Source organism: Maribacter huludaoensis (genome assembly GCF_029350945.1).
GTDB classification, from domain to species: Bacteria; Bacteroidota; Bacteroidia; order Flavobacteriales; family Flavobacteriaceae; genus Maribacter; species Maribacter huludaoensis.
Genome location: NZ_JARKMS010000002.1, coordinates 91,225 through 113,900, shown reverse-complemented (window position 1 = coordinate 113,900; position 22,676 = coordinate 91,225). Strand labels below are relative to the sequence as shown.

The following is a 22,676-nucleotide window of genomic DNA, read 5'->3' as shown; positions in this document are numbered from 1 at the left end:
AATGAAATTAAATAGCTTAAAAGGAAAGAATATTCTTGTTACAGGTGCAAGTGGAGGAATTGGTTCGGCAATTTCATTAAAAATATCCCAGCTCGGTGGTAATCCAATTATGCACTACAACTCAAACCGAAATATAGTAAAAACACTTCTTGATGAGATTAACAAAGAAGGATTGCTTGCTGATATAATTCAATTTGACATTAATAATGAACTCGAACTGAAATCTGCTATAGATGAGTTAAAAAAGAAATATTCTAAAATCGATGGATTAGTTAATAATGCCGGAATATTAACAAGAGGCTTTATAGCAATGCAATCGGTTGAAAAATTCCGACATATAGTTAATACAAATCTAGTTGGAAGTTTTGCAGTTATGAAATATATCTCACAAATAATGATACGACAAAAATCAGGTAACATAGTAAACGTTAGTTCATTAGCAGGAACTATGGGGCTAAAAGGACAAAGTGCCTATAGCGCTTCAAAAGCTGGACTAAATTCGCTTACTCAGATTGCAGCTAAAGAACTCGCAACTTTTAATGTTCGTGTCAATGGAGTTTCTCCAGGCTATATTTCTAGTGGAATGTTAAAGGAACCAACTGAACAAGACAAACAAAATAAAGAGGCTATTTTACTAAAAAGATTTGGTAGCAGCAATGAAGTTGCATCTGTGGTTGCATTCCTGCTCTCGGAAAATTCGAGCTATATTACTGGTCAATCAATTATTATAGATGGTGGACTTTCAATTTCAGTTTAAAAAAATTAATTAATCTATAAATTTTATAACAAATGGTAACAAGAAGAACAACAATTAAAGAACTTATTATTGAGAAACTCAACTTGCAAGTTTCTCCTAATGAAATTTCAGATGACGCAATTCTCTTTGCAAATAAAGAGGATGGTGGAGTTGGTCTAGATTCAGTAGATGCCCTGGAAATTGCTGTCGGTATAATGAATGAATTTGAGGTAGAAATTTCAGATGAAGATATGCATATTTTTCATTCTGTTGAAACTATAGACGCCTTTATAGAAGGATGTTTACAACAATCTTAAATTTATAAGGCACGATTAACTTCGTGCCTATTTTATCAATGCTATAGTGATTTCAGGTAAATTATATTTTCTCATGCAATGAAGCTAAATTTTGATTTAGAAAGAGTCTTAAAATAGGTCTAATGGAAAAAGAATACGATTGTGTAATTATTGGTGCAGGAATAGCCGGCTTATTTGCCGGTAATATGTTAATTGAAAGTGGTAAAAAAGTATTGGTTATAGAAAAAAACTCATTTGCAGGGGGATACTTTTCAAAAATCAATTTGAAAGGTCAGTTAATTGACTCAACGGTAAGTTATTATCTTGGTATGGAAAAACGAAGTCCATTATTAAAATTTCTGAACGAACTAAATTTATGTCCCAAACTACAATTTACAAAAGTCAATACCGCCGACCTCTATATTTTTCCTGATTTTGAATTTAAATTAGAATGTGACTCAGATATATTTAGAAGTAAAATTGAGAAGGCATTTCCTAGCGAATTACATAATATCGACATTTTCTTTAAATCTATGCTGCATATACACAATGCTTTCAGCAAATTAGGAGGTTTATCCTCGCTAATAGAGAATGAAATGGTAAAAAAACATTTGGGTAGCACGTATGACCATTTTCTCAATTCACTATTTGAAGATAAAATTTTGAAAGCAATTCTTTCAGCTCGAGTTTTTGGTTCTAACGTTAGTATGTTAACCATGCTATCCTATTTGGGGAAAATCTTATATGGTGGTCTTTTTCAAGAAACAAACGGTCAAGATATTGCCAATGTACTATATGAAAATCTCTTAAAAAACAATATTGAAGTATACCTAAATACCAAAGCAAATTCTATAGGTATTAAAAATAAAAAAGCTAAGTATGTACAAATAGAGAGCAAAAAAATTAAAACAGATTTAATTGTTTCAGCTATGGATATGTCAAAGTTGCTTTGCGAGATGATAACACCAATAGGAAACGAAAATAATGAAAAGCAATTAATCACAAAAGAAAAGTCTCTTTCATCAATCACTCTTTATTTAGTAGTCAAAAAACTACCAGAAAAAATTTTAGCCGAAAAACCATCTAGAATATACTTATTTGAAGATTTCGATATTATAAATCTTTACAAAAGGAAAGAGAACAACTTTTTTGAATTAACAAACGGCATGAAAATTAACATTGAAGATGTTGAATCCATAGATTTTACCGAGAAAAATTCATATAATTTAAGGGTTGAATGTGACGTAAAGAATTCTTCTATACCAAATAATATTACTAGAAAAAGCATTGAAAATTCCATTCTGTACGTTCTAAAAAATAAATTAAATATACAAACCAAAGATATTCTTCAAACATTATTATGGCTACCGTCTGATTTTGAAAATCTTTCAGGCTGCACTGACGGTGCTGGCTCAGGCTGGTCACCTAATACTAATTTTTGGGACTCAGGCAAATACGTAAAACAAATTGCAAATAATTTAATACAAATTGGCTGCTGGGACAAATATGGCAGCGGTATTTTTCCTATTTATCTTTCGTCAAAACAGATTACATCAAAAATTGAACTTAAAAGCACTTAAAATGGAACAAACTGTAGTTACTGGCATTGGTATTGTATCACCAATTGGAATGAATAGAAATGAGGTACTTGAATCTTTGATTAATTCAAAATCCGGTATTGATGAAATTACGGAAATGGATTTATCATCTTTTCGGAATAACCTTGGTGGAGTGATTAAATCATTTCAAAAACGCACAACACTAAATGGCTTTAGAAGTAATATTCTCACGACCATTGCTGCAGAGGAAGCAATTCAAGATTCCCTGATTCTGGAGCAAAACCATTTTGATAGAAACCGAGTCGCTGTTTCTGTTGGTACATCAATAGGCGGGTATGGAGGATTTGTTGATAAGCTTTATTTAGATAATACTAAAATATCTAACAATAAACAATTTCAATTAAATCCATGTTCCAGAGTCAATGAAATAGGTGATATAATTAGAAACATTCCATTTTCATTAATGTCGCATGAAATTGCTAGACGTTACGGCTTTGGTGGACCTATAGGTGCAAGTGTGACAGCGTGTAGTGCTAGTGCAAATGCTTTAATTCATGGTCGTGACCTTATTAACTCCGGACGGGTGGATGCTGCAGTTATTTTAGGAATCGACCCCATAACTCAGTTAACTTTATTAGGTTTTAATTCATTAATGGCCATGACCAAAGATGAGTTAAAAGTAATGGACGAAAATCGCTCCGGATTATTGATTGGGGAAGGTGCAGGCTGCATAGTACTTGAATCAAAAGAACATGCTCTTAAGAGAAAAGCCAATATTTATGCTGAATTGACAGGATGTGGAGTTTCTAATGATGCATTTCATAGTACAAGACCTCACCCAGATGCAGTTGGAGCAATTTTAGCTATTAAAAATGCTTTGAATGAAGCTAAATTAAATCCAATTGATATTGATTATATAAACCTTCATGGAACTGGAACAAAACACAATGATATGACTGAACTAAAAGCTGTCGAACAGGTTTTTGGTAATGAAGGAAAAATTCCGATGAGTTCTTCAAAATCCATGACGGGTCATACATTGGGTGCTGCTGGACTTATCGAATCAATTATAAGTATTCTCTCCATGAGAAATAATATTATACCTCCTAATCTTAATTTTAGTAATAAAATCAAAGGGTTTAATTATGATATTGTTAAAGAAACTAGACACAATGTAAGACTTAAACATGTATTGAGTAATTCTTTCGGTTTTGGAGGAAATTGTGCTTCATTGATTTTCAGTGAATTTAACAATGAACCCATATGAGATCAATTAAGGAATTGCGAACTACTTTTTTATACGGACAGCTTGAAAAGAAATTTGCCAATTTAAAAAAAAGTTCTCCAAAACCAATCTCTTTTAAAAATGTTAATAAAATTCTTATCGTTGCCCCACATACTGATGATGAAGTTATTGGATGTGGAGGACTAATACAATTTTTAAAACTTAGTCATAATTGTAGTATTGATATATGTTTTGTTACAAAAGAAGATGGTCGATCTGTATCAAAACCTAAATTATCCGAACAAGGTACAGACCTAAGAATAGACGAAAGCAAAGCAGCCAAAAACATTTTACAGTATGACCGAGCTCATTACTTAATGATAAATGAACGAACATTAAATGACAACAAAAAAGCAAAATTAATATTTCAAGAAAAAATAAAGTATCACATTCTATCAATTAACCCAGAAATTATCCTAATACCAAACCATTTCGATATGAATCCAGACCATCGAAGTGTTTGTAAAGAAAGTCTCAAATTAATTAACAGTCTAACTCTTGCCAAACAGTCCATCATAAAAGAAATTTTATTATATGAAATATGGGGTCCTGTGAATGCAACTCATTATGTAGAACTTACAGAAGCAATGAAAAAGGTAAAATTAGAGGCAATGAAATGTTACCAAACACAACTTCAAACAGTTGACTATTTTGGTATAATGTCAAAAATAGAGCTTCTTCGATTAGTTAATAATAATAGAGAGGAAACTAGTAATTTTTCAAACAATACTAAATCCCGAGAGTATTTTGAACTTATACGTCCTGAAGGACTATCCAAATATATCAATGAACATTATTAATCATGGAAAATCGATGTTACTTAAGTGTAGTCATTATAACCTACAATAAACTAACGTATCTTAAAGCTGTACTATCCAATTTAACCCATCTATCTGTTACCAATGACATAGAGTTTGTTATTGTAAATGATGGAAGTACAGACAATTCAAAGGAATTTCTAGAAAATCTGGAATTCCCATATAAAGTGAAGATTATTAACACTCCGAATGGAGGTTCCGCTATTGCTCGAAATACTGGAATCAAAAATTCTTGTGGTGAATTTGTATTGTTTTTAGACAATGACATTATTTTAGAACATAATTATCTTGATAAACTTATACTTTATACCAAAAAAAATCCAGATTGTGTACATGCAGGAAATATTGGTCTGATTTCTATAAAAAATGTTCCAAAAATAATAAATAAACTGTGTTCAGGAAATCCTCTACCCAAGACTGATTTATTAAAAATATCATACCTCGATGCAATTTACGGAACGCTTCCTATTGCATTTAAAAGCGATTCAAATAAAGACATCTCTTGTTGGTGGGGGTTGGTTACAGGTGGGAACATGTGCTTTCCTAGAAAAATGTTAGATATTCTAGACGGTTTTGATGAGTCGTTTAAAAGCTGGGGACCTGAGGATATTGATTTAACATTTCGAGCATTTAAAATGGGTTATAAATTTAAATTTCATAATGATTTAGCATTATTCCATTTAGACCATGAACGTAACTTATTAAAAGTAAAGCAAGCTATGGCCAAAAATGTTTCTTTATTACTTAAAAAATATAAAAAGTCAAAAGAAATAATCGCTTATGTTAATTTCTTCAACGGAATGATGAGTCTGAATGACTTTAACAAAATCTGTAGCCAAGAAAAGAACAACCTTCAAACCGTTAATTTAGAAGAACACTACATCAACTTAGATTATTATATAAAAAAGGGTCAAATGATAAATTGGAAAAAGTATGACAATGACTGAAAAGTTTAAAAAAAAATATATTCCTGGTTTCGACTGTAGGCTTTCAACATTTCGCAATTGCCTTGCACTTAACGACATAGTGCTATCTAATTCTATGATCTTAGGACTAGCCGGTTCTTTGATTTTTTGTTATAATGATGGTAAAATTTATTCACGATTGCCACATTTTGTTGTGGCAGGTATAAATGACCAATCACTGGAGGGACTTGCATTTAACATGAATATCTATTTAATTAGAGGTAGGATGCTAGGAATTGAAGATTTTCGTAGTAAAATACCTCAATTCTTAAACATGGGCTTACCTATTAATGTAGCCATTAACAGAGGTTTACTCCAAGAAATACTAGGTTTAAATTCGCATCAAATCAATATGGGGTTCCATTATGTAACAATTACTGATTATGATACAAAGAAAAGAAAAATAACCATTTTCGAAACTGACTCAGCAAAACCTATAGTAATAACAGAAGAACAATTGGAGACAATTTGGTTTTCTGATTTAAAATCAACTCGCGATTATATTGATCCTTTACAATTGGTTGACGGGCAATGGTATGCTTTTTTCTGTAATAAAAAATTGACTAATGACAAACTTATCTCTGCTTGTTATCAAGGAATTGAAAAAGTCATAATTAATTTTTTTCATTCTCCAGTTGATTTCATTTTTGGATATCAAGCGTTATTAAATTTTCAGCAAATGGTATATACACTTGTGGAAGATCAAAACTCTATTGACAGGCTTAAAGATTCGATACTTTTAATGAACGCTATGGAAAGCGGGATGAGTGGTGGTGGTCTAGGCAGAAAATTATATGGTTATTTTCTTTCAGATTTTTCATCTTTAATAGGTTGCGATGATTTAAAAATCATCGCCTCAGAGTTTTCCAAATTGGGTAATAAGTGGAAGAGTTTTGTCAAAGACATATCATATACAGCTATAAATCAAAAGGATACTAGAAGTTTTAGTCAATCCCTAAAATTACAGATTGATCAAATTGTTTCTGATGAAATAGTATGTATGGAAGAACTTCGATTATGGCTTAAAAAAAATTGGGGATATGTTGACTAAAAAAAATTATTTCATATTTAAACCGAGATTCGCAGAAACAGACATGATGCAAGTAGTACATCACTCAAGGTACTGGGTGTGGTTCGAGGAAGCTAGGTTTGCATTTATCGAAAATGTACTCGGTATGTCCGTAGGTGATCTTGAAACATCAAAAATTTTCTTGCCTGTAATAGAATGCAGTTGTTCATATATAAACAAAATAAAATGGGGTAATGAATTCGTGATAGTAACTGTTCTAGAATTAAATAAATCACCCTATTTCATTTTTCATCAAGAAATCTATTTTTCACATGATAAGGACAAATCAAATCCTTTATGCAAATCTTATGTAAAAAAAGCATTTGTAGATGAGAATTTTAAACTGAAGTTTCAAACGCCCAGCTTTTTCAAAGATTCCATTAAACGTTCAATTATGGAAGAGCCTTCAGCTTTCATTAAACCTCAAAAGATATAAATATGGGAGAAAATTTTTCATATTGTATTTCTAATTATTTTAAAAATACACATAATTATACATTTAATGAAGAACTTGTATTCGTATTAGGGTCATGTCATAACCTATCATTACTATCAAAAAATACTGGACATGTCGTAAATTTTAATAATGATTTACTGGCAACAAAATCATTCTATATTTCCGGAACAAATACTTTAGCACTTCAAAATTTTGCAACAGTTATTAATTCTGTTCTTAGAGTAGAACCAAGAAATGGCACAAGAGATTTAAAATGGATAATCAATGATTACTATAATTTAGAAGGTGCTAAGACCTTAATAACCTTACCCAATTCTATAATCAAGGAAAAAAAAAAGGATTCTCCCCAATTAATTTATAGCTTAGTGCATCCAATTGGAGAGTCTACTGAGGAACCTTTTTCCAATAAAAAAATAAATTTTGAATTAGATAACAAGTTTTCAATCGAGCTGACCGGTTCAAAATTCTTAAAATACTGGGAAAACACTTCGAATTCTAGACCTCTCGGTATAAATAGATTTGTAATAATACCTCCTACTTTTCACGATTTTAGTAAATCCATGCGTTTAATGATTATAAATTCTTTAACAAGAAATGTCTTAAACCTTAATCGTGAAAATAATGAAATAGGTCCGAATTTATTTTTAAATCTTGTAAAAGACTTGAATCTGAATAAATCACCCGAGAACCTAAACCTTCACAAAAGATTGTTAATTGATTCTATTGAAATAAATAGCATATCTGGACAATATGATATGAGCCGAAATTATGCAGGAAAATGCTTTGATTTATTAGGAAAACAATTAAATATGAAGGGATTTGAAAAATCCAGTATTCTATTTAAAAAATCTGGACTAATTTGGAGTAATACATATTCAGAATTAAATATAAATCCTATGGTTTCAGCTGATAATCTTAAAAATATATACAACGAATTATATAATGCCGAGAAAAATATTTTATATAGTTTAAAATCAATACTAAAAAAATGATAATAAAGAAATCTTATTCTCATAATCCTGGAGGTAGCTGTGCTAGTGTATCCTGGAGTGGAGTATATAGACAACAAGGCTACAACTTTAACGAAGGCGAGGTCTTCGGTTTAGGAAGTGGTTTATATCTAGGTTATTGTGCTTTGACCAATCTTAAGTATTTTGACATCTGTTTAACCTCTTCAAGTTTAGTTGAAGATTTTTTAATAAATACTGGTGTAGATTTAAATATTACACAGTTTTCCAACGGTGAGCAATGTCTAAATTTAATAAAACAATCCCTTGATGCTAAATCACCAGTAGCGGTTCAACTTAACCCTAATTATTGTGAAGGTCTAATTAGGGTTACCCCTGAAAGCTTAAAGCAATATTTGCCAACTCACTGGATAATAATAGTTGACTACAATGAAGCAGAAGAAATATTAATAACATATGACAACAGACAGTTTAATTCTGTCAAAATCAGCTTCGATACATTTCTACTAGCTCGTAATTCAGGAAATAGTGAACAAAATCCACAAAACTACTATTATGATGTTATGTTCAATGACAGTTTATACCCAATTGAATCTTCGATTGATCTCTCATTGCGGAAGACTTTTATGAACTTTGCCCAAATAAAGAACATACAATCATTATATGTTGGCAGTTATGGTTTAGAAAAGTTATCAAGACATATTGCTATCTGGGATAAAATAATGACCCCTCAACAATTGGTTGAGACCCTAAATAGGATACTGCTGTCAATTACAGGTGCCGGTGGTATAAAAGGAGGGTATCGACTCTTATACGCAGACTTTCTAAAAACAGCAGCAAACAAATCTAGCTCTTCTGATTTAGCAACAGCTTCTAAACTATTTAGAGATTCCGCTTTTCATTGGAATGAATTTGCTAAAGCATTAAAAAAAATATTAAATAAAGATATTCCGACTGATTTTGAACACGAAAAGTCAAATTTAACTTCCTCTTTGAATAAAGTATTTCAGTCAGAAAATGATGGATTTAATATAATAGGAAAACTCGTAAGCTAAAATAATTTTATCATGATAAAAATTGACGAAACTATTCTAAAAGAAATAAAAAATAAAAACAGCTTGGATATTACTGTAATTCTTAACATATGGAAACGAAACCATTTCATTGAGCAACTCAATTCCATTTTTAATCAAACATTATTACCAAAAGAAATTTGGGTAATACAGTATGAGAAACATCTTGACCTCAAAAATTTAATTGAAGAATATAAAGAATTTTTTCCGTCATTATCCCATATTCATTCATCTAAAAACCTCAAATATTTTGGAAGATTTTCTATAGCTATAAACGTAACCACTGAATATATATTTATCGTTGACGATGACGTCATTCCCGGTAGAAAATGGCTTAATAATGCTTTTAAAAAATGTAATGAATTTAATGCAATTATATCTTGCACAGGTAGAATCCTACCGAAAGAAAATTTTTGTCCAGAGCTACCTGGCACAGTAGAAAGATCAAAATATTTTATTGGAGATATGACCTATCTATTCAAGAACTATTGTAGCCAAGATACAGTTGTCGATTATGGATGCAATAGTTATTTCTTTAAAAGAGAATGGTTGAGCTTATTCTGGGCAATTTGGCCAACCACCTTTCTTTCTGGAGAGGACATGCATTTATCAGCATCAGCAAAAAGTATTGCAGGTGTGCAAACCTATGTAATTGCTCAAGTTGATAAAGATAGTTGTGGAAACGTAAAAAAAGCTTATGGAAGTGATGATGTAGCCTCTTGGAGGCAAAATAATTTTGTTAAATTAAGGGAACAAGTTTTAAAATATCATGTTCTCGAAAAAGGATGGAAGCCGATTTTATGGTAGTTTAAATTATTAATTAACTTAATTATGAACTTAAATACTATTTAAAAGAAATAGTCAACCAAAGAAATTTGAAAATTTAACCTCTTATTTCTTTAAAAGCAGTCATGATATCATGCTCTCTTTTAGGACCAATTAATTTATTCCTGCTTGATGAAGAGCTTAATGATGAACTTTTAATGTAACCACTATTATTTGATATATTATGTGCTTTTTCGACAGCTGCCATGGACAGCTTACTATCAACGTGTATTTTAAAGTTATTTATAAAGCATTTTGTTTGTGGATTGTCCATTTTTAAAACACAGATAGAATCGTGCGAATACCAATCTTCTAAAAAGACATCTATAAAATCAGTTTGAGTAGTATACTCTAACTGAATAAAATCATACTTTTTTAATTCTAAATAGAGCTTCTTTAGTTTTTGTACTGAACAACTTAATCCGTAATTATGTTGATTTTTATGTATATATTTTAAATCAGTCAAAACACTTTTTAATTCACTCAGATACCAATTCAAGAAATTGAAATTGGCATTTTTAAGAATTAAAGTTTGAACTCGATTAATTTCAACCTCTAATAACCCGGAATTAGTAGAATTTGGTTTTTCCCTTACTTTGATTAAAACCAAATTAAGATATTCCTTTATAAATTGATTTGAATTAGCGTTAAAAACAAAATTACCTTCAACATTTGTAAATCTCATATTATGAAAGATAAAGCGAAAAATTTTTGTCAACAATATCTCCTCTAAACCGAAATATTCTTTATAAAATCTCTCATTACCTTTCTGAAACATCAGAATTGAAGATGCTATTTCGTTGGCTTCATTATATATTAAACTTATAAAACCTTGCTGAATTGAATCGACAATCTGTAAAGAATTAACTGGTTGAGTATTTACATAACTATCAAATAAATTATAATTAAAGATGGAATCAATAAAGGGTAATAATTCTTCCTTAATGTATTTTGAAACTTCCTGATACGAAACATATTCATTTTTATCATTCTCCCTAGTTTCTTCACCTATTACATGATAGAATTCATATGAAATTAAACCTTTAATCAATTTATCTCGCAATTCATGATAAATGTAACTATAACTTAAATTACTAGGACTAATAGACGCTTGAGTATTGGTAATATTCATCTAGTGGTTTTAAATTATTAAATAAAACAAAAACTATTCCATCATTGGCTAATCTCATCAAAATCCATGGCACGCACTCAAATTTTTTAAATGTCGCAATTGCAGAAAAAAGTATATTCTAAATTTTCATTTTTTTTTTGAAATTTAACAAATAATATAATCTGGAATATTAAAAATATTTTAATAATAGTGAAAGTGATAAAAATACACATGATTAATGACTTGATAATAGAACTGAGCAAGTATTTACAAAAACAATTCCTTTACAAAACACCACCGGCAAGGCGTTCTTCTATAAATAAAATAAATTTTGGAGCAAAAATTGGTTTGCAATTTAGATTTAGACCATACAAAGAGGACATCTTAGCAATTGCTAGAATTTTTTTACTAAAAAAAGAAAAAGACACGGAGCACTTTTATTGAATTTTTTATGCTCCTTTACCGCTGAGCAGAATAAAAAGATATAATTCTTAAATGTTTAAACGAAGATACTACTGAATTTGAAATAGCTTTAGGATTCACTACATAATCTAATAAAAATTTATCAATTTCAATTGAAGACTTATTTTTAGATTTAAAAAACCTAGATAGATAATAATAACATTACCTATATAATCTCTTTTTTTGTTACCATACTGTTACTGCAAAAAAGTAAAAACCCTCTTAATCAGATGATTAAGAGGGTTTACAAGTACTCGAGGCGGGAATCGAACCCGCACTCCGAAGAACTGGATTTTGAATCCAGCGCGTCTACCAGTTCCGCCACTCGAGCATAATTTACCAGATAAAACCGGCACACTGTCAAAACAGGACTGCAAAACTAAATAATTATTTTCTTTTCAACACCAAAAATATCAAGATTTATGCATTAGCAACCAAATTTAATTTTTAAATTTGCACCTTCTTAAAATAAAAGCCTCAATATTTTATTGAACCAACTATTTGGAAAACAACTAGAAAGACATGCCATACCAAGTTCCTCAACCGAAAATATTTGCTTGTACACAAAGTGAAATCTTAGGCGAAAAAATCGCCAAGGCTTACGGAACTGAATTAGGCAAGATATCTTTTTCTCGTTATAGCGATGGAGAATTTCAACCTTCGTTCGAAGAATCTATCCGTGGAACAAGAATTTTCATTATAGGTTCTACACACCCAGGTCCAGAGAATTTAATGGAAATGTTGTTAATGATAGATGCCGCAAAAAGAGCATCTGCAAGACATATTACAGCAGTAATGCCATACTTTGGTTGGGCAAGACAAGATAGAAAAGATAAACCTAGAGTACCTATAGCGGCAAAGCTTGTTGCAAAAATGCTTGAAACGGCAGGTGCCACCAGGATTATTACCATGGATCTTCATGCAGACCAAATTCAAGGTTTCTTTGAAAAACCGGTAGATCATTTGTTCGCTTCAACACTTTTCTTACCATACTTAAAAAGTTTAGGTTTGAAAGACCTAACCATAGCTTCACCGGACATGGGAGGTTCTAAAAGAGCCTACGCTTATTCTAAAGCTTTAGATAGTGATGTTGTAGTGTGTTATAAGCAAAGGGCAAAAGCCAATGTAATATCGCACATGGAATTGATTGGTGACGTACAGGGCAAAAACGTGGTTCTTGTGGATGATATGGTAGATACCGCAGGTACATTGACAAAAGCAGCAGATTTAATGATGGAGCGTGGCGCCATTAGTGTTAGGGCCATTACAACTCACGGTCTTTTATCTGGTGACGCATATGAAAAAATAGAAAACTCAAAACTGACCGAGTTGATCATTACGGATTCTATACCGGTAGAGGTTAAGAGTGATAAAGTAAGAGTGTTGACCTGTGCAAATTTATTCGCAGAGGTAATGGACAAGGTTCATAACAATAACTCTATTTCTTCTAAGTTCTTAATGTAAGTTAGAAGCAAAACAAGAATATTAATTTTTAATATATATAATGAAAGCAATTACAATTAAAGGATCAGAAAGAGAAAGCGTGGGCAAAAAGGCAACAAAGGCCCTACGTAATGCTGGAAAGGTTCCTTGCGTGGTATACGGAGGGGATAAACCATTACACTTTTCAGCAGATGAACTAGCGTTCAGAGATTTGGTTTACACTCCAAATGCACACACAGTTGCAATTGAATTAGATGGTGGAGCTTCGGTTAAAGCCATTATGCAAGATATTCAGTTTCACCCTGTAACAGATGCCATCATCCATATTGATTTCTATCAATTGTTCGATGACAAAATGGTTACTATGAATATTCCTGTAACATTAGAAGGAAATTCTCCAGGTGTACGTAACGGTGGCCGTTTATTGTTCAGAAAACGTAAACTTGCCATTAAAGCTTTACCAAGTAAATTACCAGATTTCTTCAATGTCGATATTTCTAAATTGAAAATCGGTCAAAACATTTCCGTTGGATCTCTTATGAGTGAAGATTTCACAATTTTACATCCAGAAAGTCAAGTTGTTGTACAAGTTAAAACTGCTCGTACTGCTGTTGTTACAGACGATGAAGATGAAGATGGAGAAGAAGGTGCAGAAGGTGCAGAAGGCGCATCTGAAGAAGCTGCTCAAGAATAGTCTTAACAGTCTAAATTATACATTAAAGCATCCTGGTACTTGTATCAGGATGCTTTTGTATTTTTGCAACCTAAATTAAACTACCAATGTTTCAGTTTTTAAAATCATTTTTTAACGACAAGAACATAATTACCGAAGAGAAAGACCCCATGAAAAAATTTTTAATCGTTGGCCTTGGCAATATAGGAGAAGAATATACTGAAACAAGACACAATATAGGCTTTAAAGTACTTGATGAAGTTGCCAAAGTAAATGACTTTACTTTTGAAACCGCTAAACTTGGCGACATAGGATCTTACAAAGTAAAAAGCAGAACGATCATATGCCTAAAACCATCTACATACATGAACCGTAGTGGCAAAGCTTTAAAATACTGGATGGATAAAGAAAAAATTCCTCAAAGTAATGTTTTGGTGATAACAGATGACATTAATTTACCTTTTGGCACTATTCGCATTAAAACCAAGGGTAGTAATGGAGGCCATAACGGATTAAAGGACATAGAGCTCTATCTACAAACAATACTATACAATAGGTATAGGTTTGGTGTAGGAGCAGATTTTGGTAAAGGCAGACAGGTAGAATACGTCTTAGGAGAATGGAACGATGAAGAAAAAGCGCTCCTACCAGAACGTTTAAAAAAATCGACTGAAATCATAAATTCATTTGCCCTTGCAGGAATTGCAAGAACCATGAACCAATTCAATAATTCTTAGAGGACCTTAAAGCTATACACCCCGGTATCCGATCTATTACCTTCTTCATCAATTACAATGACTTTCCAATAATAAACAGTATCCGTAGTTACGGAAACCTTTACACTTGTTTCTGTTGACGATAGCTCTCTAATTAAATCTATTGGTGGTGTTTCTACCGAAAAATATACTTCAAAACCTACAATATCGTCATCTAGATCAGATGCGGACCATGATAGCTCTACTTCGTTATTAATATCTTTAAAAACATTATCCGACGAAGCAGGCGTTATTATAGTTGCGGGAAAAGGTGCAAATGTTGACCTTGAGCCAGCATTATAAAAATACCACTCTTGACTAGAGACCGTTTCTTCTACCTCACTATTTCTAGAGCGTACAAACCATGAAAATTGCTCCCCTTTGGCCAAAGGTAATCTAGCCGAACTAGAAGCTGATACAATAGTCTGAACCGTACCTGTTGCTATATTGGTAACACGCAGCTCATAGGTTTCCGTATTATCTGCCAAATTCCACCTAAACTCTACTTGACTGGTTTCCTCACCTAAACTAACACCTGTAGTACACTCGGAATTCTCTTCTGGAAACACCAAAAGAACAGCTTCCGGAGGGTTCGCGGCGCTTTTCTTTTTACAGCTGGTTACGGCCAAGAACAAACATATAATAAGTGCTACAAAACGCATCATTCCTTAATTATTTTAGAAGTTCCATTAATTGTTCTACCCTCATATTTTAAATAATAAATACCCGTAGAGAGCAAACTTAAATCTAACTGCATTACACCACCGGTAACCTTAACCGATTTATTAGAAATATATCTTCCATCGGCGCTAAAAATGCTGACATTCACTTCTTCTTGTTGAACGCCTAAATACACCTCTACAATATCTTTCACAGGATTTGGATACGCAATAGGCTCTGCATAAAAACCAATTTTTTCTTCATAGACACCTTGGCAAGGTATATCCGTATACACTTTTAATGTGTTCAATCCTTTTTCCAGATTTAACGCAACGATCGATTCTTCGGTCTGTACCGCTACACCGTTCAATTCTATAGTGTAAAATGATGAACCGTTCATTTCCAATGTTACCTGAGAGCCATCTATTGCCACCTTAGAGGTTACGCTTAGCGGTGAAGGCTCTGTAATCTGCACCTCAACACAATACTCTTGATATGCAACTATGCCATCAGTACCCGTTATACATAAGGTATAGACGCCAGACTCTAAATTGGCTAAATTAAAGGCATTTGAAAAACTCTGTGCAAGACTTAAACCATTACCCGACACTATAACTTCATAATCAAGAGCCAATTTTGGAACTATTGACAAAGAACCATCATTATTATCACTACAGGTCTCACTTTCTAGACTGATTATGAAATTCTCTACCGGAAAACGGTAAATAGAACAACCTGAAGCATCTACTTCTTGACCCGCCGGTGTACCCAAACAAAGATCATCACCATCATCAAAAACACCATCATTATCGGCATCTGGCCTATACACACCCTCTACACAGGCCTCAATAGAAAATGAGTTTAAACTACCACCGTCAGAAGGAGCGTTATCCTTTACTTCCAAAATCCATTCGCCCAATATAGATTCTCCATTAAAAGAACTTAAACTACCCAATGGTTTTACGGAACCACTAATACCTGGATTTACCGAACATGTAAATGCGGGACTATCATCATCAAATACCGCATTGATATCCCTTGAATCTCCACAAGAATTAGAAACCAGTATTACGGTAGTACCTGCCGGTGAGGTTAAACTTACTACCAAATCTGCCAAAAATGTATGTTCTATATCAAGTTGTACATTAATATCTGCTACCGGCAAATCTTCAAGAAAAACGATTTTAGAGGTAATTACCGGTGTGCCACTGCTAGAAATGGCAATTGGCGTACCTGTAGCACTTTTTGTAGCACAGTTAAACTGCACCGTAGAAAAACTAAATGAAGCACTAAATACACCCTCCCCACAGTCATTTTTTGGCTTAACCCTCCAGAAATAAGTACTGTTGTTATCTATTTGTGTGGGCGAGAACGAACTACCGCTAACGGTAGTTGATTCTATAATATTCGTAAATGCGGCATCATCTGAAATTTCTATATCATATAGCGTATTTCCCACAGAAGTTTCCCATTCCAACAAAACATCGGTAGAGGCATTTTCAAATCCATCAACAGGCGAGATCAGAACAACCTCTTCAAAATCATCATCATAAATTCTCAGCTGAAGCATGATTTCCTTGGTTACCGTTTCTGCAATTGCCAAGACCCTTACAGGATATATACCTGCATCTACCGCAGAAACACCCTCAAAATCAATAGAAACCAAGGTATTGTCCGCATCTGCAACTGCAGGTGTAAAGGTCCCGGTCATACCTATAGGCAGATTAAGCACACTAAAAGTACTCTCTTCATTAAAGCCCAGATCCGTTTCATATGTAAAATCGACACTAAGATCGTCCGGCTTACAGATATCAAAAATAACCTCGTCAAAGTCCAATACAATTTCTGATGGTGTAATAGAGAAGTTTACATCGTTGACCGCAAAGAAAATATTGTCATCTGCCCTGATTATAAAACGCCCCTCGCTTGTTGCAATATTGGGTATAATTATAGCCTGATTGCCATCGTTCAATGTATTTTCTTCCAAAGCGATTGGGAAAGTGTCACCACCATCCGTAGATAAGTATATAGAAACAGTTTGGGCATTTATAGGTGATATATCGGTATTGGCTACGTCCCAAGTAATAGTTTGTACAGTACCTGCCTCAAAAGATTCTTCGGTGCTTTGAGAATTAATTAAAAACGGACCGGCTTCATTGATTACGGACACCGTCATCTCATCTGAAGCTGACTGCCCTCCATTTATAGCATTATCCCTAACGGTCAATGAAAAATTTAAATCGCGACCAACATTGGCCAGGGTTTCCCAAGCAGTTCCAGAGGAAGGTACCGTTTGCGTAAGCTCTCCATTTAAGATTCTTTTTAAACTAGGAAAATATCTTTCCGGAGTCAGTTTTGGCGGTAATGACCTAAAATTTGCCCCGGCAGGATTATCGGGACCAAATGTAGCTTGGGTAACTATACCGTTATCAATTTGCTCCCAAGTATAGCTTAATACGTTTGTGGCATCAACATCAGTTGCCTCGCCCGTAAGAACAAAAGGAGTTCCTTTGGGTATGCTATAATCTGTTAGCGGAGAAATTATTGGCGGATTATTTACAAGCACCTCTGTCTCACCGCATGAAACCGTTTCAAGATAATCACGTATCTGCACAATACTCACGTAATGAAAATAGTCATCACTGTTAGAGGCAACATTATTTACTCCCGTAATACCGGCATACCCCATAATAGTGGTTCCACTAGCAGGTTCTACCTGTACCGTTGTACCTTCAGATATATGTGAAAAAGAATGATTTGCCCCAAACTGATGTCCCATTTCATGTGCCACCAGATCAATATCGAAAGCATCGCCCACGGGAGAGGATAATGTGGTATAACCACTGCCCTTTCTACTATCTATACAGACAGCACCTATGAACCCAGAGTTACCGTCCAAAGTATTATTCTGTTGATTAAAAAGGTGTCCTATATCATAATTGGCCTCACCTATTACGCTGGTCAATGTATTTTGTACTTGGCTACTTAAACTACCTGTATATGGATCCGTATCCGGATCGGTATAGATTACAAGATCTGTATTGGCTATTAACTCTAGGGTTATTGCCAGATCACGCTCAAAAATTGCATTGATCCTGGTTAAGGTAGCATTGATTGCCGCAAGGGCGTCTGCTTTTGTACCACCATGAAACTCGGTATACTCGCCCGATGCTGAAATGGCAACCCTAAACTTTCTCAATTTTTGATCATCTACAAGTTTTGCGGTAAGGTTTTGTGAATATTCTTTGACCTCTGGCATAGTTTTACATACAAAATCCACATCGCGTTCATCTTGCTCTGTCCTGCGGTACAAAATATAGGTGTCATCGGTAGATTTTTGCATAAATAACGCTCCATTTTCACCAGAAGTCATCATGGTACTCTGTATTCCCCTATCAGAAACACTAAATCTAATTTGCTTGGTAGTATCATGCAAAGCAACACCTTTGTATGATTTTATAGATGGATATTTAAGCGCAAGTTCTTTAGAAAAAAGGTGGGCATCTTCCACCAAAAAAGGAATTAGCTTTCCCGTTTCATCCGGAAAATAAACAATCTTAGATACTTCTTTCTTTGTTAACGACCGTAAAAACTGTTGCTGATCAAGCTTAAAAGCAGTTCCTTTATTTACTCGCAACTGTTGCTTAGTGAATTGTTTGGCCGTATTGTTCAATTCCGTATTTTTCCAATAAGCAGTTTGAGCCAAACCGGAAAAGGAAAGAAATACTATGGTAATTGTAAAAACAAGGCGTAATTTTGCAATCATTAAGAGGCTTTTAACTCAAAATCAAATATAAGTCTTTTTATTTTCTATCATAGGTGATTACAGTCCGCAACATTTCTAAATACAAAGAAGAACATCCTACGGTCATTACCATAGGCACGTTCGACGGGGTTCATATAGGCCACCTTAAAATACTTAACAAAATCATAAATCATGCCAAGAATACCGAATTGAAATCTTCGGTACTTACATTTTTTCCGCATCCGCGAATGGTGTTACAAAAAGACACCAATATAAAATTGCTGAATACGATAGACGAAAAAATTGGCATTTTGGAAAAATTAGGTCTTGATATACTTATTATTCACCCGTTTACCAAAGAATTCTCTAGACTTACGGCAACAGAATTTGTTCGAGATATGCTTGTAAACACCTTGAAGATCAAAAAAGTCATCATTGGCTATGACCATAGATTTGGCCGCAATAGAAATGCCAATATATCAGACCTGATCACTTTTGGCGGCACTTATGATTTTGCGGTAGATGAAATTCCTGCTCAAGAAATTGACGATGTATCCGTAAGTTCAACGAAAATTAGAAAAGCGCTAGAAGACGGTGATATTGAAACAGCAAATAGCTACTTGGGCTATGAATATATGCTTACCGGCACCATCATTAAAGGCAAAGGCATTGGCAAACAGTTGGGCTACCCAACGGCAAATCTGTCCATAGCCGAAGATTATAAGCTAATACCAAAAAACGGGGCTTACATTGTAAATAGTTCATTGAACGGAAAAGTTGTTCATGGAATGATGAACATAGGGTACAACCCAACCGTAAATGGCACGGACCAGTCTATAGAGATTAATTTTTTCGATTTTGATGCAGATCTGTACGACTTAAAAATTCAAGTTAATATTTTGGTTCGTTTACGAGATGAACATAAATTTGAGTCTATAGATGCCCTTAAAACCCAGTTGGGAAGGGACAAAGAAAAATCTTTACAATTCATTAATCGGTAATTATGCTCAACAGGTTATTATTTCAACGTATAGATAATAGCCCATTAATTATCTTCCGTATATTTTTTGGTATTCTTATTTCCCTAGAATGTTTTGGAGCTATTGCTACAGGTTGGGTAAACCGAAATTTAATTTCACCCAAATACACGTTCCCTTTCATTGATTTTGAGTTTTTACGGCCATTGCCCGGCAACGGCATGTATTTTTATTTTGTACTGATGGGGCTACTTGGTCTCTTTATAGCCATTGGATTTAAATACCGAGCCAGTATTATATCGTTTACCGTATTATGGACTATTACCTATTTAATGCAAAAAACAGCTTACAACAACCACTACTACCTACTTATACTTATTTCGTTGATCATGTGTTTTTTTCCAGCGGAAAGAAGTCGGTCGTATGATGTAAAAATGAATCCGGAACTGGAAAGTAATTCCATGTACGCCTATATAAAATGGATAGTAGTACTACAACTCTTCATCGTTTACGTTTATGCCTCGGTAGCAAAATTATATGGAGACTGGTTAGACTTCAGCACCATAGCCGTTTTAATGCATGCAAAAAAGAATTATTGGCTTGTAGGCAATATTTTACAAGAACCATGGATCCATAGTATCATTGGATCAGTTGGTATTTTGTTCGATTTGCTTATTGTACCTGCATTACTCTGGAAACCAACAAGAAAAATTGCATTCTTTCTTTCACTGTTCTTTCATCTATTCAATTCTATTATATTTCAGATCGGCATTTTCCCCTACCTATCCATTGCCTTTAGCGTATTCTTTTTTGAACCAGAAACTATTCGCAAGATATTTTTCAAATCTAAGAGACCGTATACTTCGTCAGAACTAATTGTTCCAAGACACAAAAACGCACTTCTATCAGGCTTTACTGTATATTTTATCATTCAATTACTGCTACCAGTAAGGCACCATGCAATTAACGACAATGTTCTTTGGACAGAAGAAGGCCATAGAATGAGCTGGCGCATGATGCTACGCAGCAGACAAGGCAAAGGCAGGTTTAAAGTAGTTGACAAGGACACTAAAGAAGTATTTATCATAAAACCTAAAGATTTTGTATCTAAAAGCCAAGAACGGAAAATATTTGCCTATCCAGATTTTACATGGCAGTTTGCCCAATACTTAAAAAAGGAGTTTAAAAAAGAAGACAGAAACGTTTCGGTATATATAGAAAATTCAAAAATCAGTATTAACCGCAAACCTTATGTTCCTTTTATAGATTCCAGTACGGATTTAGCTGCCGAGACTTGGTACAGAACAAAACACCATGACTGGATCCTACCGTCTAACCTTGAAAAGCCTAAAAAATAATTCTATACGTTTTTAGTACCTAAAAGTGCCCATTATAAATGTAGGATTAATGTAAATTTGCAGTCAAATAGATTTTTACAATGTTACAAATACAGACCATAAGAGATAATAAAGAAGATATTATCCTTGCCCTTGGAAAAAGAAACATTGACGCACTGCCTTTAATTGAAAAAGTGCTTCAATTAGATGAAAATAGACGTGCTGCCCAAACAAGTTTGGACAATGTATTAGCAGAATCGAATAAAATTTCCAAAGAAATTGGCGTATTGTACAAAACCGGAAAAGCTCAGGAAGCCAATGTCCTTAAAGAACAAACGGTTAAATTAAAGGAAGAATCAAAGCAGTTAAGTGAAGCGCTAAGCTCAGCGGAAGAAGAGTTACAAACACTGCTATACCAACTACCAAACGCCCCACATTTATCTGTTAAAAAAGGTTCTACAGAAGAGGACAATGAAGAAATATTCAGTGAAGGCGAAATACCTAAATTAACAGAAGGTGCCTTACCACATTGGGAGCTGGCAAAAAAATACGACATTATAGATTTTGAACTAGGTGTTAAAATAGCCGGTGCAGGTTTCCCAGTTTACAAAGGAAAAGGCGCTCGTTTACAACGTGCCTTAATTGCTTATTTCCTGGACAAAAATACCGAGGCTGGTTATACAGAAATTCAAGTGCCACATTTGGTAAACGAACTATCTGGTTATGGCACCGGTCAATTACCGGATAAAGAAGGTCAAATGTACCATGTAACTGCAGATGATCTTTATTTAATACCAACGGCAGAGGTACCTGTAACCAACATTTTTAGGGATACGATTGTAAACGAAAGCGATTTTCCTATAACATATACCGGCTACACACCTTGCTTTAGAAGAGAAGCAGGTAGTTACGGGGCACATGTACGCGGATTAAATCGTTTACACCAATTCGATAAAGTAGAAATTGTACGTGTAGAACACCCTACAAAATCTTATGATGCATTGGATGGCATGGTTGAGCATGTAAAGAATATTCTTAGAGAATTAAAATTACCATACCGTATTCTTAGACTATGTGGTGGTGATCTAGGCTTTACCGCTGCGCTAACTTTTGATTTTGAAGTATTTTCAACTGCACAAGATAGATGGTTAGAAATTAGCTCTGTCTCTAACTTTGAAACATACCAGGCCAATAGATTAAAACTACGTTTTAAGGATGAAAACGGTAAAAACCAATTGGCACATACATTAAACGGTAGCTCTTTGGCCTTACCACGTGTTCTGGCCGGAATACTGGAAAACTACCAAACTGCAGACGGAATTAAAATTCCGGATGTTTTAGTGCCTTATTGTGGTTTTGATATGATTGATTAACCACTAAAAAAGCTGTCTTCTAGTAACTAATAGATTTTGCCAACATATAATATTGAATAAAACGCCGTACAACCTCTGTTTTACGGCGT

20 protein-coding genes and 1 tRNA gene are annotated in these 22,676 nt (G+C 33.8%); 17 read left to right on the top strand and 4 right to left on the bottom strand.

The window, feature by feature from the left end; all coding sequences use genetic code 11:
• Nucleotide 1 precedes the first annotated feature (1 nt).
• The 11 genes from PXC01_RS05635 to PXC01_RS05585 all read left to right on the top strand — a co-directional run bounded on the left by PXC01_RS05635 (nucleotide 2) and on the right by PXC01_RS05585 (nucleotide 10,033).
• Nucleotides 2-757, top strand: coding sequence for an SDR family NAD(P)-dependent oxidoreductase (locus PXC01_RS05635; protein WP_276471349.1), 756 nt, complete (start codon nucleotides 2-4; stop codon nucleotides 755-757).
• Nucleotides 758-789: 32 nt separating this feature from the next.
• A complete protein-coding gene (locus tag PXC01_RS05630; protein ID WP_276471348.1) occupies nucleotides 790-1,053 on the top strand; it encodes a phosphopantetheine-binding protein in 264 nt (87 codons plus the stop codon).
• A 122-nt stretch (nucleotides 1,054-1,175) separates the two neighbouring features.
• Nucleotides 1,176-2,612 (top strand): phytoene desaturase family protein, encoded by a 1,437-nt coding sequence (locus PXC01_RS05625; RefSeq protein WP_276471347.1) that lies wholly within the window; start codon nucleotides 1,176-1,178, stop codon nucleotides 2,610-2,612.
• 1 nt (nucleotide 2,613) lies between these two features.
• Complete coding sequence (locus tag PXC01_RS05620) at nucleotides 2,614-3,858, top strand: beta-ketoacyl-[acyl-carrier-protein] synthase family protein (protein WP_276471346.1); 1,245 nt, start codon at nucleotides 2,614-2,616, stop codon at nucleotides 3,856-3,858.
• Nucleotides 3,855-4,676, top strand: coding sequence for a PIG-L deacetylase family protein (locus PXC01_RS05615; protein ID WP_276471345.1), 822 nt, complete (start codon nucleotides 3,855-3,857; stop codon nucleotides 4,674-4,676). Before PXC01_RS05620 ends, PXC01_RS05615 begins: the two co-directional genes overlap by 4 nt.
• Before the next feature lie 2 nt (nucleotides 4,677-4,678).
• Nucleotides 4,679-5,641 carry a glycosyltransferase family 2 protein gene (locus PXC01_RS05610; protein ID WP_276471344.1) on the top strand — a complete coding sequence of 321 codons (963 nt, stop codon included), beginning with the start codon at nucleotides 4,679-4,681 and terminating at the stop codon, nucleotides 5,639-5,641.
• The gene (locus tag PXC01_RS05605; protein WP_338089449.1) at nucleotides 5,628-6,710 is read left to right on the top strand and encodes a DUF4872 domain-containing protein; all 1,083 of its coding nucleotides are present in this window, start codon (nucleotides 5,628-5,630) and stop codon (nucleotides 6,708-6,710) included. The genes PXC01_RS05610 and PXC01_RS05605 overlap by 14 nt, the downstream gene beginning before the upstream one ends.
• On the top strand, nucleotides 6,700-7,164 hold the full coding sequence (locus PXC01_RS05600; protein ID WP_276471343.1) for an acyl-CoA thioesterase: 465 nt from the start codon (nucleotides 6,700-6,702) through the stop codon (nucleotides 7,162-7,164). Before PXC01_RS05605 ends, PXC01_RS05600 begins: the two co-directional genes overlap by 11 nt.
• A 2-nt stretch (nucleotides 7,165-7,166) precedes the next feature.
• Nucleotides 7,167-8,177, top strand: a complete 1,011-nt coding sequence (locus PXC01_RS05595) for a hypothetical protein (protein WP_276471342.1) — start codon at nucleotides 7,167-7,169, stop codon at nucleotides 8,175-8,177.
• Nucleotides 8,174-9,208, top strand: a complete 1,035-nt coding sequence (locus PXC01_RS05590) for a DUF4872 domain-containing protein (RefSeq protein ID WP_276471341.1) — start codon at nucleotides 8,174-8,176, stop codon at nucleotides 9,206-9,208. Before PXC01_RS05595 ends, PXC01_RS05590 begins: the two co-directional genes overlap by 4 nt.
• 12 nt (nucleotides 9,209-9,220) lie before the next feature.
• Nucleotides 9,221-10,033: a glycosyltransferase family 2 protein gene (locus tag PXC01_RS05585; RefSeq protein WP_276471340.1), complete on the top strand. Its 813-nt coding sequence runs from the start codon at nucleotides 9,221-9,223 to the stop codon at nucleotides 10,031-10,033.
• A 76-nt stretch (nucleotides 10,034-10,109) separates the two neighbouring features.
• On the opposite strand, the gene PXC01_RS05580 is transcribed toward PXC01_RS05585, so the two are convergent.
• Nucleotides 10,110-11,183 (bottom strand): hypothetical protein, encoded by a 1,074-nt coding sequence (locus PXC01_RS05580; RefSeq protein WP_276471339.1) that lies wholly within the window; start codon nucleotides 11,181-11,183, stop codon nucleotides 10,110-10,112.
• 692 nt (nucleotides 11,184-11,875) lie between these two features.
• Nucleotides 11,876-11,955 (bottom strand) — tRNA-Leu (locus tag PXC01_RS05575).
• Nucleotides 11,956-12,146: 191 nt separating this feature from the next.
• On the opposite strand from PXC01_RS05575, the gene PXC01_RS05570 reads away from it, so the two are divergent.
• The 3 genes from PXC01_RS05570 (at nucleotide 12,147) to pth (ending at nucleotide 14,477) form a co-directional block, all read left to right on the top strand.
• Nucleotides 12,147-13,088 carry a ribose-phosphate pyrophosphokinase gene (locus tag PXC01_RS05570; RefSeq protein ID WP_276471338.1) on the top strand — a complete coding sequence of 314 codons (942 nt, stop codon included), beginning with the start codon at nucleotides 12,147-12,149 and terminating at the stop codon, nucleotides 13,086-13,088.
• 40 nt (nucleotides 13,089-13,128) lie between these two features.
• Nucleotides 13,129-13,761, top strand: coding sequence for a 50S ribosomal protein L25/general stress protein Ctc (locus PXC01_RS05565; protein ID WP_276471337.1), 633 nt, complete (start codon nucleotides 13,129-13,131; stop codon nucleotides 13,759-13,761).
• Between the two features lie 86 nt (nucleotides 13,762-13,847).
• A complete protein-coding gene (gene pth, locus PXC01_RS05560; RefSeq protein WP_276471336.1) occupies nucleotides 13,848-14,477 on the top strand; it encodes an aminoacyl-tRNA hydrolase in 630 nt (209 codons plus the stop codon).
• On the opposite strand, the gene PXC01_RS05555 is transcribed toward pth, so the two are convergent.
• Complete coding sequence (locus PXC01_RS05555; RefSeq protein ID WP_276471335.1) at nucleotides 14,474-15,160, bottom strand: hypothetical protein; 687 nt, start codon at nucleotides 15,158-15,160, stop codon at nucleotides 14,474-14,476. The two genes, pth and PXC01_RS05555, sit on opposite strands and share 4 nt — an antisense overlap.
• A complete protein-coding gene (locus PXC01_RS05550) occupies nucleotides 15,157-18,921 on the bottom strand; it encodes a zinc-dependent metalloprotease (RefSeq protein ID WP_276471334.1) in 3,765 nt (1,254 codons plus the stop codon). Before PXC01_RS05550 ends, PXC01_RS05555 begins: the two co-directional genes overlap by 4 nt.
• A 53-nt stretch (nucleotides 18,922-18,974) precedes the next feature.
• Between PXC01_RS05550 and PXC01_RS05545 the strand changes: the two genes are divergently transcribed.
• The 3 genes from PXC01_RS05545 (at nucleotide 18,975) to serS (ending at nucleotide 22,587) form a co-directional block, all read left to right on the top strand.
• Nucleotides 18,975-19,901 (top strand): bifunctional riboflavin kinase/FAD synthetase, encoded by a 927-nt coding sequence (locus PXC01_RS05545; protein ID WP_276471333.1) that lies wholly within the window; start codon nucleotides 18,975-18,977, stop codon nucleotides 19,899-19,901.
• A gap of 2 nt (nucleotides 19,902-19,903) precedes the next feature.
• A complete protein-coding gene (locus tag PXC01_RS05540; RefSeq protein ID WP_276471332.1) occupies nucleotides 19,904-21,235 on the top strand; it encodes an HTTM domain-containing protein in 1,332 nt (443 codons plus the stop codon).
• Between the two features lie 80 nt (nucleotides 21,236-21,315).
• Complete coding sequence (gene serS / locus PXC01_RS05535; protein WP_276471331.1) at nucleotides 21,316-22,587, top strand: serine--tRNA ligase; 1,272 nt, start codon at nucleotides 21,316-21,318, stop codon at nucleotides 22,585-22,587.
• Nucleotides 22,588-22,676 lie beyond the last annotated feature (89 nt).

What these genes read in the sequence shown, in the direction of transcription:
- PXC01_RS05635 (WP_276471349.1), top strand. Translation starts at nt 2, where the DNA reads ATGAAATTAAATAGCTTAAAAGGAAAGAATATTCTTGTTACAGGTGCA.
- PXC01_RS05630 (WP_276471348.1), top strand. Translation starts at nt 790, where the DNA reads ATGGTAACAAGAAGAACAACAATTAAAGAACTTATTATTGAGAAACTC.
- PXC01_RS05625 (WP_276471347.1), top strand. Translation starts at nt 1,176, where the DNA reads ATGGAAAAAGAATACGATTGTGTAATTATTGGTGCAGGAATAGCCGGC.
- PXC01_RS05620 (WP_276471346.1), top strand. Translation starts at nt 2,614, where the DNA reads ATGGAACAAACTGTAGTTACTGGCATTGGTATTGTATCACCAATTGGA.
- PXC01_RS05615 (WP_276471345.1), top strand. Translation starts at nt 3,855, where the DNA reads ATGAGATCAATTAAGGAATTGCGAACTACTTTTTTATACGGACAGCTT.
- PXC01_RS05610 (WP_276471344.1), top strand. Translation starts at nt 4,679, where the DNA reads ATGGAAAATCGATGTTACTTAAGTGTAGTCATTATAACCTACAATAAA.
- PXC01_RS05605 (WP_338089449.1), top strand. Translation starts at nt 5,628, where the DNA reads ATGACAATGACTGAAAAGTTTAAAAAAAAATATATTCCTGGTTTCGAC.
- PXC01_RS05600 (WP_276471343.1), top strand. Translation starts at nt 6,700, where the DNA reads ATGTTGACTAAAAAAAATTATTTCATATTTAAACCGAGATTCGCAGAA.
- PXC01_RS05595 (WP_276471342.1), top strand. Translation starts at nt 7,167, where the DNA reads ATGGGAGAAAATTTTTCATATTGTATTTCTAATTATTTTAAAAATACA.
- PXC01_RS05590 (WP_276471341.1), top strand. Translation starts at nt 8,174, where the DNA reads ATGATAATAAAGAAATCTTATTCTCATAATCCTGGAGGTAGCTGTGCT.
- PXC01_RS05585 (WP_276471340.1), top strand. Translation starts at nt 9,221, where the DNA reads ATGATAAAAATTGACGAAACTATTCTAAAAGAAATAAAAAATAAAAAC.
- PXC01_RS05580 (WP_276471339.1), bottom strand. Translation starts at nt 11,183, where the DNA reads ATGAATATTACCAATACTCAAGCGTCTATTAGTCCTAGTAATTTAAGT.
- PXC01_RS05570 (WP_276471338.1), top strand. Translation starts at nt 12,147, where the DNA reads ATGCCATACCAAGTTCCTCAACCGAAAATATTTGCTTGTACACAAAGT.
- PXC01_RS05565 (WP_276471337.1), top strand. Translation starts at nt 13,129, where the DNA reads ATGAAAGCAATTACAATTAAAGGATCAGAAAGAGAAAGCGTGGGCAAA.
- pth (WP_276471336.1), top strand. Translation starts at nt 13,848, where the DNA reads ATGTTTCAGTTTTTAAAATCATTTTTTAACGACAAGAACATAATTACC.
- PXC01_RS05555 (WP_276471335.1), bottom strand. Translation starts at nt 15,160, where the DNA reads ATGATGCGTTTTGTAGCACTTATTATATGTTTGTTCTTGGCCGTAACC.
- PXC01_RS05550 (WP_276471334.1), bottom strand. Translation starts at nt 18,921, where the DNA reads ATGATTGCAAAATTACGCCTTGTTTTTACAATTACCATAGTATTTCTT.
- PXC01_RS05540 (WP_276471332.1), top strand. Translation starts at nt 19,904, where the DNA reads ATGCTCAACAGGTTATTATTTCAACGTATAGATAATAGCCCATTAATT.
- serS (WP_276471331.1), top strand. Translation starts at nt 21,316, where the DNA reads ATGTTACAAATACAGACCATAAGAGATAATAAAGAAGATATTATCCTT.